This is a genomic window from Coprococcus sp. HCN-4056 (genome assembly GCF_037892645.1).
Classification (GTDB): domain Bacteria; phylum Bacillota; class Clostridia; order Lachnospirales; family Lachnospiraceae; genus Coprococcus; species Coprococcus ammoniilyticus.
Genome location: NZ_JBBKBL010000002.1, coordinates 84,517 through 100,237 on the forward strand (window position 1 = coordinate 84,517; position 15,721 = coordinate 100,237).

Annotated in this window: 13 protein-coding genes; 11 read left to right on the plus strand and 2 right to left on the minus strand. The window is 41.4% G+C overall.

Features of this window, described 5'->3' with window-relative positions; genetic code table 11:
• Positions 1-6 precede the first annotated feature (6 nt).
• Both hisH and hisF read left to right on the plus strand, forming a co-directional pair.
• A complete protein-coding gene (hisH, locus tag WKT03_RS02850; protein ID WP_021943968.1) occupies positions 7-618 on the plus strand; it encodes an imidazole glycerol phosphate synthase subunit HisH in 612 nt (203 codons plus the stop codon).
• A 2-nt stretch (positions 619-620) separates the two neighbouring features.
• Entirely contained in the window at positions 621-1,382 is a 762-nt protein-coding gene (hisF, locus tag WKT03_RS02855) for an imidazole glycerol phosphate synthase subunit HisF (protein WP_008400973.1), read from the plus strand.
• Between the two features lie 220 nt (positions 1,383-1,602).
• Here hisF and WKT03_RS02860 read toward each other — a convergent pair whose 3' ends face one another.
• Positions 1,603-5,820, minus strand: coding sequence for an acyl-CoA dehydratase activase-related protein (locus WKT03_RS02860; RefSeq protein ID WP_340390890.1), 4,218 nt, complete (start codon positions 5,818-5,820; stop codon positions 1,603-1,605).
• Between the two features lie 257 nt (positions 5,821-6,077).
• Here WKT03_RS02860 and WKT03_RS02865 point away from each other — a divergent pair, with 257 nt between their 5' ends.
• From WKT03_RS02865 to WKT03_RS02890, 6 genes are all read left to right on the plus strand, one after another.
• Positions 6,078-6,413 (plus strand): LysM peptidoglycan-binding domain-containing protein, encoded by a 336-nt coding sequence (locus WKT03_RS02865; protein ID WP_008400969.1) that lies wholly within the window; start codon positions 6,078-6,080, stop codon positions 6,411-6,413.
• A 210-nt stretch (positions 6,414-6,623) separates the two neighbouring features.
• Entirely contained in the window at positions 6,624-7,466 is an 843-nt protein-coding gene (locus WKT03_RS02870; protein WP_226801013.1) for a hypothetical protein, read from the plus strand.
• Positions 7,467-7,506: 40 nt separating this feature from the next.
• Positions 7,507-8,934 (plus strand): hypothetical protein, encoded by a 1,428-nt coding sequence (locus tag WKT03_RS02875; protein ID WP_117784792.1) that lies wholly within the window; start codon positions 7,507-7,509, stop codon positions 8,932-8,934.
• A gap of 32 nt (positions 8,935-8,966) precedes the next feature.
• Complete coding sequence (locus WKT03_RS02880; RefSeq protein WP_021943962.1) at positions 8,967-9,296, plus strand: hypothetical protein; 330 nt, start codon at positions 8,967-8,969, stop codon at positions 9,294-9,296.
• Positions 9,297-9,310: 14 nt separating this feature from the next.
• On the plus strand, positions 9,311-10,384 hold the full coding sequence (locus WKT03_RS02885) for a DUF2953 domain-containing protein (RefSeq protein WP_243000340.1): 1,074 nt from the start codon (positions 9,311-9,313) through the stop codon (positions 10,382-10,384).
• Positions 10,384-10,791, plus strand: coding sequence for a GerW family sporulation protein (locus WKT03_RS02890; protein ID WP_117784793.1), 408 nt, complete (start codon positions 10,384-10,386; stop codon positions 10,789-10,791). The genes WKT03_RS02885 and WKT03_RS02890 overlap by 1 nt, the downstream gene beginning before the upstream one ends.
• A gap of 351 nt (positions 10,792-11,142) precedes the next feature.
• On the opposite strand, the gene rpmB is transcribed toward WKT03_RS02890, so the two are convergent.
• Positions 11,143-11,328: a 50S ribosomal protein L28 gene (gene rpmB / locus WKT03_RS02895; protein ID WP_008400961.1), complete on the minus strand. Its 186-nt coding sequence runs from the start codon at positions 11,326-11,328 to the stop codon at positions 11,143-11,145.
• Between the two features lie 283 nt (positions 11,329-11,611).
• Between rpmB and WKT03_RS02900 the strand changes: the two genes are divergently transcribed.
• Genes WKT03_RS02900 through recG form a run of 3 tightly spaced genes read left to right on the plus strand, consistent with a single transcriptional unit; the run spans position 11,612 to position 15,717 of the window.
• Complete coding sequence (locus WKT03_RS02900) at positions 11,612-11,971, plus strand: Asp23/Gls24 family envelope stress response protein (RefSeq protein ID WP_008400960.1); 360 nt, start codon at positions 11,612-11,614, stop codon at positions 11,969-11,971.
• Between the two features lie 17 nt (positions 11,972-11,988).
• On the plus strand, positions 11,989-13,671 hold the full coding sequence (locus WKT03_RS02905) for a DAK2 domain-containing protein (protein WP_117784794.1): 1,683 nt from the start codon (positions 11,989-11,991) through the stop codon (positions 13,669-13,671).
• A gap of 15 nt (positions 13,672-13,686) precedes the next feature.
• On the plus strand, positions 13,687-15,717 hold the full coding sequence (gene recG / locus WKT03_RS02910) for an ATP-dependent DNA helicase RecG (protein ID WP_117784795.1): 2,031 nt from the start codon (positions 13,687-13,689) through the stop codon (positions 15,715-15,717).
• The last annotated feature ends 4 nt before the right edge of the window (positions 15,718-15,721 follow it).

Sequence of the window (15,721 nt, forward strand, 5' to 3'; positions counted from 1 at the left end):
AAACAAATGATAGCGATTATTGATTACGATGCAGGTAACATCAAAAGCGTCGAAAAAGCCGTACAATTTCTTGGCGAAGAAGCCATAATTACAAGAGACAGGGATGTCATTATGGACAGCTCCGGAGTTATTCTTCCGGGTGTTGGAAGTTTTGGCGATGCAATGGGAAAAATCAATGAATATGGATTGAAAAATGTTATTTATGATGTCGTTGATTCGGGAAAACCATTTCTGGGTATCTGTCTTGGACTTCAGTTATTATTTAAGACAAGCGAGGAGACACCGGGAGTAACAGGATTGGGAATCGTAGATGGACAGATCCTTCGGATTCCAGATGCGCCGGGACTTAAGATTCCACAGATCGGATGGAACTCACTTGATATCAATCCGAAAGCAAGGTTATTTAAAGGACTTCCGGAACATCCATATGTATATTTCGTTCATTCGTATTATCTGAAGGCAGATCATGAGGAAGATGTAGCTGCATCCACATTTTACTCAACGAATATCCATGCTTCGATCGAACATGGCAATGTATTTGCCTGCCAGTTCCATCCGGAGAAAAGTTCAACCGTTGGACTTCAGATCCTGAAGAATTTCATAGAATTGGAGGCGTAATCATGCATACAAAGAGAATTATTCCATGTCTGGATGTGAAAAACGGACGAGTTGTAAAGGGTATTAATTTTGTAAATCTGGTAGATGCTGGAGATCCGGTTCAGGTTGCTTCAGCTTATGATAAAGCCGGTGCGGACGAGCTTGTATTCTTAGATATCACTGCATCCTCAGATCAGAGAAATATCGTAGTAGATATGGTCAGACGTGTGGCTGAGACGATTTTTATTCCATTTACGGTTGGCGGTGGTATCCGTACCGTTGATGATTTCAAGGCCATTCTCCGCGAAGGTGCAGATAAGGTATCGGTTAATTCAGCAGCGATCGACAATCCGAATCTGATCGCAGAAGCAGCCGATAAGTTCGGAAGTCAATGCGTAGTTCTTGCCATTGATGCAAAGAAACGACCGGATGGCGGTTGGAATATCTTCAAACATGGCGGTAGAATTGACTGCGGTATCGATGCAGTAGAATGGGCAATGAAAGCAGTTGAACTCGGTGCAGGAGAAATCCTTCTTACCAGTATGGATTGTGATGGTACGAAAGCCGGATACGATATCGACCTTACCAGAACGATTGCAGAGAATGTAAATGTACCGGTTATTGCTTCCGGTGGAGCAGGAACCAAAGAACACTTCTACGACGCACTGACAGAAGGAAAAGCAGAAGCTGCACTTGCGGCATCATTATTCCATTACAAAGAGCTTGAGATCTCTGATCTGAAGAAGTATTTAAGTGAACGTGGCATCCCTATGCGGATGATATAAGATATTATCTTACTATAAGAACAAAATACATGCAGAAAAAAGGTAAATGAAAACAGCTACAATATCTCTATGAAGCAGACCTTTTTTCACGTCGGTCCTTAATGAACCGCAAGAGCGGTGAATTTAGTACCGTTACGTGAAAAACAGAACGCAAGTGATCTGCGAAATAGAAGATATTGTAGCTGTTTTTATATCACAAGCTATAACTGCATGTATTTTGTTACCGGAGCTTCTTGTTGGCCGCTGCCAGCATCAGCTTAATACGGTTGATCTGGTTAACCTCGGATGCTCCTGGATCGTAGTCGACTGCCACAATGTTAGCATCCGGATAAGCCTCACGAAGATGCTTGATAACACCCTTGCCGACAATGTGGTTTGGCAGACAGGCAAATGGCTGTGCACAGACAATATTTGCGGCACCGCTGTTGATCAGCTCGATCATTTCACCTGTTAAGAACCAGCCTTCACCGGTTTGGTTACCGATGGATACAAAAGGTCTGGCATATTCTGCAAGATGCGTGATCGGTGTAGGTGGATCAAAACGTTTGCTTGCCTTTAAAGCATCAGTTGCAGGCTTTCTCATATGCTCAAGGAGCGAGATGGCTGCATTTCCGATGATTGCGCCTTTGTGTGTCTTGCCCAGATATTCATATTTATAATTACTGTTGTAGAAGCAGTACATGAAGAAATCAAGCAGATCAGGCATAACAGCTTCAGCACCTTCCGATTCCAGCAGATCAACCAGATGGTTGTTGGCAGATGGAAGGAACTTTACAAGGATCTCTCCAACGATACCGACTCTTGGCTTCTTGATGTCAAGAAGTGGGAGAGTATCGAAGTCATGTACAATTCCACTGATATTCTTTTTAAATCTTGCTGTGCTTCCTGTTTCTTCCAGTGTCTTCTTACAGATCTTTTCCCATTTCTCATGGATCGCATTTGCAGATCCCGGTTCTTTCTCGTATGGTCTTGTATGGTAAAGACAACGCATGAAGACATCACCATAGACAAGTGCCTGAATTGCCCGCTTTGCAAGCTTTAAGGTGATAGGGAAACCGGAGTTCTTCTCAAATCCCTGAGCTGATAATGCAATTACAGGGATCTGGCCGTAACCTGCTTTTGCAAGCGCACGTCTGATAAATCCGACATAGTTGGTTGCACGGCAGCCACCACCGGTCTGGCTCATGATAACTGCAAGTTTATTTACATCATATTTACCGGATGTAATGGCACTCATCAACTGACCAACGACGATCAGAGAAGGATAACAGGCATCGTTATTTACATATTTTAATCCGACATCGATTGTTTCCTTGGTTGCATCCGGCAGGATCTCGATATTGAGTCCCATAACCTTGAATGCAGATTCCAGCAGATTGAAATGGATTGGTGACATCTGTGGAGCAAGAACGGTGTAGTCCTTCATCATATCCTTGGTAAATTCGATTCGGTTGATCGCACTGCTTGACGGGCAGGTCTTGTAGTTCTGTTCCTTTCTGGAATTAACTGCACTGATCAGTGAACGGATACGGATTCTGGCAGCACCAAGGTTACTTACTTCATCAATCTTCAAAACGGTATAGATCTTTCCTGATTTTGTCAGGATATCATTTACACAGTCGGTTGTTACGGCATCCAGGCCACAGCCGAAGGAGTTCAACTGGATCAGTTCCAGATTGTCACATGTCTTAACATAGTTTGCTGCCTTATATAATCTGGAGTGGTACATCCACTGGTCAGATACGATAAGCGGACGATCTACCTGTCCCAGATGAGCAACGGAATCCTCTGTCAGAACAGCGATCTTATATGAGTTGATCAGTTCCGGAAGACCATGGTTGATCTCAGGGTCGATATGGTATGGACGACCGGCAAGGACGATTCCAAGGATGTCGTGTTCATCGATATATCGAAGAGTTTCTTCGCCCTTTTCACGGATATCGGTCTTTACTTTTTCTGCTTCTTCATATGCAGCACGGACAGCAGATGCGATCTCATCGGTTGTAACATCGTAGTATTTTTTCATTTCACGATACATACGATCGACAAGAGCCTGTTCATTATCCAGTGCGACGAACGGACGGATAAAGGTGATCTTGTCATCCTTTAATTCTTCCATGTTATTTTTGATATTTTCGGCATAGGATGTAACGATCGGGCAGTTGTAGTGGTTATTTGCTTCCGGTGTTTCGTTCATTTCATATGGAACACAAGGATAGAAAACGGATGTGATACCATTCTTTAACAGCCACATAACATGTCCGTGTGAGATCTTAGCCGGATAACATTCGGATTCACTTGGAATCGATTCGATACCAAGACTGTAGATATCTCTGGATGACTTTGGAGAAAGTACTACCGAGAATCCTAGCTTTGTCAGGAAAGTGAACCAGAATGGATAATTTTCATACATATTCAGGACACGAGGGATACCGATCACACCACGTTTTGCCATATCAGGTGTAAGCGGGGTATAGTCGAAGATCCTGTTTAATTTATATTCGAACAGATTCGGGATGTTATCAGCATTCTTCTTAAGACCGACACCCTTTTCACAACGATTTCCAGTAATGAAATTCTTACCGTTTGAGAAACGGTTGATCGTCAGCAGACAGTTGTTGGTACAGCCCTTACATCTGGTCATATTTGTGGTGTAAGTCAGCTTGCTGATCTCATCAATCGACAGCATAGAAGTCTTAAAGCCCTCTTTATATTTATTCATGGCGATAAGGGCAGCACCGAAAGCACCCATGATACCGGAGATATCCGGTCGGATAGCGGTTCTGCCGGAAATCACCTCGAAGCTCTTTAAGACAGCATCGTTGTAGAAGGTACCACCCTGTACGACGATGTTCTTACCGAGATCCTTTGGATCCGTCAGCTTGATAACCTTTAAAAGTGCATTCTTAATAACGGAATATGCAAGACCGGCTGAGATATCAGCTACGGATGCACCTTCCTTCTGAGCCTGTTTTACTTTTGAATTCATGAATACCGTACATCTGGAACCAAGGTCGATAGGAGTCTTGGCAGTTGTAGCGATCTTTGCGAAATCAGCAATATCATAATTTAAGGATTTGGCAAATGTTTCAATGAAAGAACCACAGCCGGAGGAACATGCTTCATTTAACATGACATTATCTACGACTTTGTTCTTGATCTTGATACATTTCATATCCTGGCCACCGATATCGAGGATACAGTCAACCTCAGGATCAAAGAATGCTGCTGCTGTATAGTGGGCAATCGTTTCTACTTCGCCAAAATCAAGAGAAAGTGCCTGCTTGATCAGGGCTTCGCCGTAACCGGTAGAGCATGAACCGGCGATGACAGCACCCTCCGGCAGCTTGGAATAGATATCTTTGATCGCTTTGATCGTTGTATTTAACGGACTTCCGTTGTTGCTGCTATAGAAGTCGTATAATAATTCACCATTTGAACCGACAAGAGCTACCTTGGTGGTTGTAGAACCGGCATCAACACCGATGAAGCAGTTTCCTTTATATGTAGCAAGGTCACCGCGTTTTACTTTATATTTATTGTGCTCCTCCTTGAATGTTTCATAGGCTGCTTCGTCTTCAAATAATGGAGGGAGACGGAGTACATTTTCAGCCATATGTAACTCACCGTCTAAGGAATGACTGAGTTCGCCGAGCGTTCTGGATACCTCCGGCTTGGAATTCAGGGCAGCACCTGTTGCAGCAAAAAGATGAGAATGACCCGGATCGATGATCGCATCCCCGGTCAGATTCAGAGTACGGATAAATGCATTTTTCAGTTCCGGGAGGAAATGAAGCGGGCCGCCTAAGAACGCAACATTTCCTTTGATCGGCTTACCACATGCAAGACCGGAAATTGTCTGGTTGACAACAGCCTGGAAGATAGACGCAGCCAGATTCGGCTTGGTTGCACCTTCATTGATCAGAGGCTGGATATCTGTCTTGGCAAATACACCACAGCGGGCAGCAATCGGATAGATCGTATCATAGTCCTTTGCATATTCGTTCAGACCACTGGCATCTGTCTGAAGAAGAGTAGCCATCTGGTCGATGAAGGAACCTGTACCACCGGCACAGACACCATTCATACGCTGTTCGATTCCATTTGTAAAATATATGATCTTGGCATCTTCGCCACCAAGCTCGATCGCAACATCCGTCTGTGGAGCATAGTCTTGTAATGCTTCTGAAACACAGACTACCTCCTGGGTAAAAGGTACACCGATAACCTCTGCCAGCGCAAGACCGCCGGAGCCGGTGATCGCCGGAGTAACTTCTACATCACCAAGCCTGGCTTTTGCATCATTTATAAGAGCCTGTAATGTCTCCTTTATGTTTGCGTAGTGTCTTCTGTAATCAGAAAATAATATCTTGTGTGAATCATCAAGAACAACAACTTTTACGGTTGTTGAGCCGATGTCAATTCCTAATTTGTACATAAAAACCATCCTAATCTTTTTGCAAAATTTTCTCTTTATTGAACCGAATCTATTATAGTGGAACGTTTTACAAAAAACAATGATTTTTTCCCTTTTCTGACGAACTTAATATTTATTTTAGGATTGATTTTCCTTGATTTTTTATTATTTAATTTTTATTTTAGAAAAAGGCAGAGAAAGATTTGTATTTTAATAAGAAGAAAAGGGAACATTTTTCAGATTCCGAATATAATAATAAAAAAGCCGGATGGTATGAAATGGAAAATTATGATCATTGCAATGGAGTGATCCATGTAGTAGAAAAAGGGGATACATTATATAAGCTTTCAAAACACTACAAATGTAATCTCTGTGACATCATAACTGCAAATCCGTATGTAAATGTCTATAATATGCAGGAAGGGGAAGAAATCTGTATTCCGATAGAACAGGAAGGCTCCGGAGATGGAAAGATGCATTATACAGTGAAAAAAGGAGATACCTTTGAATCTGTATTCATGTATTTTGGTGTCGGTCCACAGGAATTATTTGAGAACAATAAGAACTTGTATCAGGTCGTTTTGCCGGAAGGATTGGAGCTGGTTGTGGATTAAGATATATAAAAGTTAGAAATTCTTCATGATTGTGCTGTTGTAAAGTTTTTCGTTCTATTATATAATTTGATAATGTCGGGATACTATCAGCCATATTCTCATTGGATGGGAATATGGCAGTTCCCTGATTTGTGGATATAACGGATGTTGGAAAATCTGTTTATATACCGAAAACAAATAGTATGAATGAAATTAAAAGGAGATCCATTCATGAAGATGATAAACAAGCTTGAAAGGAAGTTTGGTCGGTATGCGATCAAGAATCTGTCCCTGTATCTGATCCTTGGATATGTCATTGGCTATCTGCTTCTGATGTTTGCACCACAGGTTTTATCAAAACTGATTCTTGTTCCTGCATTTGTTATGCAGGGAGAAGTTTGGAGATTACTTACATGGGTAATCACTCCTCCGGAATTAAGTGTCAGTATCTTTACTATCATTATGTTGTTCTTTTATTACAGTATCGGTAATCTGTTAGAACGTTCAATCGGTACGTTTTTGTACAACCTGTATATATTTGGTGGTATGTTCCTCACGATGGCAGGAACGATGATCGCATATATACTTTGTCAGTATGTATTTCATATTCCAATGTCATGGGATTCTCATATCTATATCGTATCCAGTTATTATATTTGCCTGTCTTTATTTTTGGCAGTTGCAGCTTGTTATCCGGATATGCAGGTACTGTATGCAATGATCATTCCGGTTAAGATGAAGTGGTTATCTGTTTTGTATCTGGTGTTTATAGGATATTATTTTATGAACGCAAACCTGATGGGACGTGTAAATATCGTAATGTCACTTTTAAACTTTGTAATTTTCTATTTCAGCACAAAAGATTTCAGACGGCTTTCTCCAAAGCAGATCAAGCGAAGAAGGAATTATGCGAAGCAGGTGCGTGTCAACAATTCAGAGAATGTGACACATAAATGTTATGTATGCGGCATCACAGATAAGGAAGCACCTGACATGCAGTTCCGTTATTGCTCCAGATGTACAGGCAACAAGGAATATTGCCAGGATCATTTGTTTACGCATGAGCATAAATAAGAGATGGATTTAATTAAGGATGAGAGGAAAATAGATAGTTATGTATAATGAAGATAAAAAACTGATCACAGAGATAACCCGTAAGAACAATATGGATGAGAATCTTGCAAAATTTGCAGATGCAGTCATGACGGCAGATTTCGAATATGCCTGTCAGAAATTTGCATTAAACTATGTTGTGATCCGTGAACTGATGGCAGACAAAGATTTTGCAGAGGATCCATATATTTATGAATGTGTTATGGGAATCAATAAGCTGGTCGGAACATATCTGGCAGGAGATGCGGATCAATTGGATGACAAGGATCTGGCGCTTATCTCCGAAATGAGAAATAAGATCACGGAGAAGATGAAGGTACTTACTGCATATACTGATGCGTTTGAGTTGTACGAATATATCCTGAACCGAAAAGAATATGGATTCGAGGAAAATGTGGACGAAGAACTTGAGAAGATGTTTGAGGAATTTGATGCAGAGCAGTTCAGTGCGGAGGTCTTTAACTTCATCTTTGCAGATAAGGATAAGGTAGCGGTAAATGCGAAGATCCAGCAGATCGTAGGTCAGCTTCCGCTTCGTATGACAAAGGCAAGATTTTACGATATTATCGGACAGACTTTATCAATTTATAATGGTTGTGAGATCAGTTCATTGGATGATTTTATAGAGACAGTAGAAGAAACTGCCTTATTACAGCTTCCGGAGAAATTCGAGACAGAATATTCTTCTCTGCATGAAGCGTATGAGATTATTAAAGAGGGAGATTATGCACATCTTGATTTTGACGGATACAGGAATCTGTCAACGGTTCTGGATAAAAGTGCAGGCTTTATCAATGATGTCGTATCCGATTATATGATGCTGATCGAGCTGGTAAATGATCTGTACAGCATGATGCTTGCGGCTGAATGCAAGTCAGGAGTATCGGAATCCTGTATGCGAGCATTATCTATTATCAGACGCATCTATGAATCCATGGAGAACGAAGATGAATTTCCGACGGATGCATATGATATGCTGGTTGCAAATGAAGGCGCGCAGGAGGAAGCGGGAGAACACCGGATGGTGCTTGAAGCTCCGATCTATGATATCGTATCTTCCAATCAGCCGGATATTATCCGCCTTGGTCTGGAGGATGCTTATCATCGTATTGATACACTGGAAAAACTATTATCCGGCAGTATGTTTGTAGATATCGATCATGTGAAGATTGAGACAGGCGCACTTGCGGATTCTGAATATATTATTTCAAAAAAGGATAAACTGATAGAAGAATTCGGAGAGGTATTTACCGGAAACTCACAGGTAGTTAATCGTGCGGTCATGGCGAAGATACTTTCTACAATTCCTGTGTTCTTTAATACACAGCAGGAGATCAAAGATTATATTGATAATGCACTGGTGCGCTGTTCAAATCGCAGCGAGGTTCTTGCATGCTATGTGATCATTCAGGGAATTATGGAAGATTAGAGAGAGGTCGGACAGAGCAGGGGAGTGAAAAAATGACAATAGCAAAGCGGCTTTATACCGGAGTTATGCCGGATAAGACGGCATCCCGACTGATAAAAAGAATAAAAAAACGGAAGCCTTGTGCGGATGTTTATGTCATAACACTTCCATTGTTTGAGGACGGACTGTTAGAGGTTTATGAGGCAAATGAATTCCTGCAGCCGTACTATAAGAAACGAACGGATGATATCGTTATCGTTGGAATGTCGATGACAAAGGCCGGAGCGTTTTTTCTTATACGGGATATTATCCGGGATGTATACGGTACGACCGGAAAGTTTGATTGTAAGGACTATTTTCTATATGACATGACAGTGTGCTGATATAAGGGGAGCATATGTTACATATTTTCTTATTGATATTAAAGATTCTGTTGATTACAGTATTGATCCTGATAGGGCTTGTACTTGTACTGTTGCTTTTATTATTATTCGTTCCTGTCCGGTATCGGTTTTATGCAGAAAAACATGACAATTTTATATGCAAATTAAAAGCCTCATGGTTGGGTTTTGTATTCTGCTTCAAAGCAAATTATGATGAAAACGGCTTTGTATATTGGCTGCGGTCATTTGGCGGAACGCTGGTATCCAATGAAGATGGATTTTCGGAAGAAAGCCAGGAAGAAACAGATACGGAGACAGAAGTCGCAGAAAGTGAAAAAGAAACTCGTATGCGGGAAAAAGCTGAAGTCAGAGAAGCAAAAAAACTGAAAAAACAGGAAAAGGCAGAGACTCGAAAAGCAAAAAAACAGGAAAAACGCGAACAGGCAGAAGCCGAAAAAACGAAAAAAACGGAAAAGCAGGAAGCAGAAGATGCTGAATCCGATCAGCAGGATGGTTTGTCAGATCAGATGATGCAGGATGCAGATCCCGACAGAGAAGATAGAGATGCTAACCGGGAATTTGCAGAAGATCATTCGGAATTTCAAAAAAGTCCGGAGACGATATTTACCCGTATCGGTAAGAAGTTCGACCGATTTGTTATTGCGGTAAAGGATAAGATCGAAGCAGTTGTAAGAAAACTGCACCATATGAAAGATAAGGCGGAGCAGTATAAGAAATTCGTCCGGGCGGGTACAACAAAGCAGGCATTTCAGGTGTTAAAGCGAAACGTGATCCTGTTATTAAAGCATCTGAATCCGACAAAGATCAAAGGGCAGGTAACATATGGTTCAGGAGATCCGGCATCTACCGGAAAACAGCTTGGATATCTGAGTTTGATTTTACCGTTATATTATAATAAAATAGATATAACTCCGGATTTTTCCAAGAAGATATTGGAAGGGGATATTTTCATAAAAGGAAGAATCAGGGTTTATAATATATTATATTATTGCTGCAAGGTATACTTTAATAAATACGTGAAAAGATCTATGGCATATTTAAAAAAGATTTCGGGAGGAAATAAGTAATGGCAAATACAAATATTGACGGAACGATCAGCACTTTGTTTCATGGAATGGATGGATTTGTTTCATCCAAATCTGTAGTGGGAGATCCTATCAAGGTAGGAGATACGATCATTATTCCACTTCTTGATGTGAATTTCGGTATGGCGGCCGGTGCGTTCAATAAACAGACCGGCAATAATGCGGCCGGTGGTATCGGAGCAAAGCTCAGTCCGGCTGCGGTTCTGGTTATCTCAAACGGTAAGACAAGACTTGTTAATATTAAGAATCAGGATGCCATCAGCAAGATCATTGATATGGCACCTGAGATTGTTGACCGGATTACCGGCTTCTTTAAGAAGGAAAAGACAGAGGAAGAAGAGCAGATTGAACAGGCGGTAGAAGAAGCATCGAAACCGGCAGAGGAATAAAACAGACATAAAAGAAAAAGACTTTGCATATCTTATAATGGTATGTGAAGTCTTTTTTTGGCGGTGATGTTGTTTGAAGCGTGTAGTTGGATTTGCCCTCTTTTTCGTTGCGATCGGAATGATATTCAGCTATCTGGTAGAAGGGTTTCTGGAATTTTTGATTATTGTAATCTTTTTTTTAATGGCATATATATTATTTTGCAGATGCTAAAAGTCAATGACCTGACCGGGTTACGGCAGGAGAAATTTTGAGAATTTATGATAGAAGCTTGGCCGGCAGTCTGAAAAAAGAAAACAAAAAAGACTGCCATTGTTTTATGGCAGTCTTTTTTAGAAAGAATACGAGGTGAATTATGCACGCTCAACCTTTCCAGATTTTAAACATGAAGTACAAACATAAATCTTCTTTGGAGAACCATCTACGATAGCCTTAACAGACTTAACATTTGATTTCCACATCTTATTTGCTCTTCTATGTGAATGGCTCACTTTGATACCGAAATGAGCACCTTTATTACAAACTGAACATTTTGCCATGATAGCACCTCCTTATTTTTATTAAACTTATCCTCTCATAAGTTCACAACAAATGTTACTATATCAGATAATTTTGTTATATGCAAGCATATTTTTAATTTTTTTAAAAAGAATAGACAATAAACGGTTGTCTTGAAATTTGCATATTCTCTGTTATAATAGAACTATATGTTTATAATTATGGTGAGACAGGTTTGCCTATTTTTAAATATACTTTTCAGAATGACAAGGAGATGGGATTCCTGCACATCATATAACAGGACAAAAGCATGGGAGGTTTTCTATGAACGAATATATAAATAATGATAATGGAACCGTCAGTCTGGATGAGAATGTGGTTGCACAGGTAGCAGGTATGACAGCACTCGATTGCTTTGGCATTGTTGGTATGGGTATTGTCAGTGTAAAAGACGGAATCGTAAAACAGTTAAAAGGAAACAATATCACGCAGGGAATTCATGTTACGTTTGATGAGAATGGAGATATTGTGGTAGAGCTTCATATCGTTGTGGCATATGGTGTCAGCATCAAGGCTGTAACAGATAATCTGATGCAGTCTGTAAAATATAAAGTAGAAGATTTTACATCTCTTAAGGTCAGTCAGGTAAATGTATTTGTTGAAGATGTAAAGATTCTGGATTAGACGGAGGAACTGTAGAAGTGAAAAATACGATTGATGCACTTGCACTGAAGAAAGCATTTATAGCCGGTGCGAATAACCTTGATAATAAAAAAGATTATATTAATGAGCTGAATGTGTTCCCTGTACCGGATGGAGATACCGGTACAAATATGACAATGACGATTATGTCAGCAAAAAGGGAAGTTGAATCCTGTAAGGAGACAATGAGTGATATCGCAAAGGCAATGTCAACCGGTTCCCTTCGTGGAGCCAGAGGTAATTCAGGTGTAATCCTTTCTCAGCTTCTTCGTGGTTTCAGCAAGAAGATCGGGGATAAAACAGAGATCGGAGTAATCGAGATTGCTGATGCATTCCAGAAGGCGGTTGAGACAGCTTATAAGGCTGTTATGAAGCCAAAGGAAGGAACGATCCTTACAGTTGCCAGAGGTATTGCTACTAAGGCCAGAGAATGTGCAGGTACAGATATTACATTGGAGGAATTCTGCGAAACCATCATTAAGCATGGAGATGAAGTGCTTGCTTCCACACCGGAGCTGCTTCCGGTATTAAAAGAAGCCGGTGTTGTGGATTCCGGTGGACAGGGTCTGATGGAAGTATTAAAAGGTGCAGTTGACTGTATTCTCGGACGTGTCGTAATTGCAGATACAAAGCCTTCCGGAGCAGGAGTATCAGGTGTTGACAATTCAAAGTATTCTGAAGATCTGTCAGCCGATATCAAGTTCGGATATTGTACAGAATTTATTATTAATCTGGAAAAACCATACGGCATAAAAGAAGAAGACGATCTGAAACAGTTCTTAGAGTCGATCGGTGATTCCATTGTCTGCGTATCAGATGATGAGATCGTTAAGATCCATGTTCACACAAACCATCCGGGCCAGGCATTTGAAAAAGGTCTTACCCTTGGTTATCTGTCAAATATGAAGGTTGATAATATGAGACTGGAGCATCATGAGAAGGTCATCAAGCAGGCAGAACGGGAAGAAGCAGCCAGACAGGAAGCTGCAAGACAGGCAGAGAAAGAAAAACAGCAGCCAAAGAAACAATATGGTTTCATCGCAGTATCCATGGGTGATGGATTAAAGGAGTTCTTTACGGAGCTTGGAGTTGATTATGTGATCGAAGGTGGTCAGACGATGAATCCAAGCACTGAGGATATGCTGAATGCGATCGAGAAGGTTCATGCCGAGAATATATTTATATTCCCAAATAATAAAAATGTTGTTCTTGCAGCCAATCAGGCAGCCGGCTTATGTGAAGATAAGAATATCATCGTCCTTGCAACGGCAAATGCGCCACAGGGTATCAGTGCAATGATAGCGTTTGACAGTACGATGACATTAGAGGATAACAAAAACAATATGTTAGAAGCTGTATCAAATGTAAAGAGCGGACAGGTAACATATGCGGTCAGAGATACCTCCATCGATGGAAAAGCCATCCATGAGGGAGATATCATGGGTATCGGTGATAAGGGACTGGTATCCGTTGGTAATGACATTTCGGATGTTACATTCGATCTGATCAAAGATGCAGTAGATGAAGACAGCGAACTGATCAGTATTTATTACGGAACAGATGTAAAGAAGGAGGATGCAGAGGCATTTGCGGCAAGAGTGGAAGAAAGCTTCCCGGACTGCGATGTACAGAACTACTATGGTGGTCAGCCAATCTATTATTACATTGTTTCTGTAGAATAAAGGGAGAAAAACTACATGGAATTAAAGGATAGGGTAACTTGCATTAAAGGGATAGGAGAAAAAACAGCCAGTAATCTGGCAAAGCTTGGTATCTCTACAGTGAGTGACCTTATCCATTATTATCCAAGAACTTATATTACATATATGGATCCTGTTGACATTCAGGATATACAGGCAGATGAGCGTCAGGCAGTAAGTGTGACGATCAACAGTCGGGTGGAAGTGAAGAAGCTTCGCGGATTCTCGATTGCGACTGCCTATGCCAAAGATTATACCGGGACAATTAAACTGACATGGTTTAATTGTCCTTTTCTGCGTAATTATTTTCATATTGGAGATCGTTATATCTTTGTCGGAGAAGTGAAATATAAGAATGGCATGTATACGATGAGCCAGCCGGAGTACTATACAGTGTCCCAATATCAGGAAATTTTAAAAGAATGGCAGCCTGTATATGGTTGTACGGCGGGTATTACAAGCAAGACGATCCAGAAAGCGGTAAAGGGAACGCTTCCTCTGATTCAGACGCTTTCAGATTATATACCGGAGGACATTCGGGATGAATATGATCTGATGCGGGCAAATGAAGCCGTAACCCATATCCATTTCCCGGATACGGAGGATCACTTAAGAGCTGCGATCAAGCGGGTTGCCTTTGATGAATTTTATGAATTTATAGAGAATATGCATAGTCTGAAAGAACATGATACGGTGAAATACAATCAGGCGAAAATTCCATTTACGGAACAGGTGACAGGGTTTATCGAGAGCCTTCCGTATCGTCTGACAGGGGCACAGATGGATGCGGTTCGGGATATCATGGCAGATATGGATTCAGAGCATGTGATGAATCGTCTTGTGCAGGGGGATGTTGGTTCCGGTAAAACGATCGTTGCTGCGATCGCTTTATTTGCCTGTGCGACGCAGGGGTATCAAGGTGTGATCATGGCACCGACCGAGGTACTTGCAAATCAGCACTTTAAAGAACTGACCGGCTTATTTGAGCCATATGGAATCCATGTTGCGCTGTTGACCGGTTCGATGACGGCGAAGGAGAAACGGGAAGCGTATCAGGAGATTGCAGAGCATCGTGCGGATGTGATCGTAGGAACGCATGCGTTGATACAGGACAAGGTGGAATATGATAATCTGGCGCTTGTTGTAACGGATGAGCAGCATCGGTTTGGCGTAAGACAGAGAGAGAAATTATCGTTAAAAGGGGGAACGCCACATGTTCTTGTTATGAGTGCGACACCGATTCCGCGAACCCTTGCGATCATTATGTACGGAGATCTTGATATTTCGGTTATTAATGAACTGCCGGCAGGACGGATTCCGATCAAAAACTGTGTAGTGGATGAGAGCTACCGTCCGAAAGCTCAGGCGTTTATCCGGACAGAGGTTAAGAAAGGACATCAGGTCTATGTGGTATGCCCGATGGTGGAGGAAAGCGAAGCCTTAGATGATGTGGCAAATGTAGTTGAGTATTCGGAAGAACTGTCACAGAAGCTTGACAGCAGCATACATGTGGCCTATCTGCATGGCAAGATGACAGGGGATGAGAAGAACCGGATCCTGACGGATTTTTATGAAAAAAAGGTTGATGTACTGGTATCGACAACGGTTATCGAGGTAGGTATCAATAATCCGAATGCCACGGTTATGATGGTAGAAAATGCAGAACGGTTTGGACTGGCAGCTCTGCATCAGCTCCGTGGGCGTGTGGGACGTGGAAATCTGCAGTCTTATTGTATCTTTATCAGTGGAAAGAAAAATAAAGAAGTGATGGAACGGTTAAATGTACTTGCAGATTCAAACGATGGCTTTTATATTGCGGGAGAAGATCTGAAACGGAGAGGACCGGGAGATTTCTTTGGTATCAGACAGAGCGGAGATGTGCTGTTTAAGATGGGAGATATCTATAAACATGCCGACATGTTAAAGGCAGCATCGGATGTCTATGAGAAGTATGGTGACCGCATACGGACAGAATTTGACCGAAGTGTAGCAGCAAGAAATGAGATGTATGGAAAACCGATATTATAAGGAG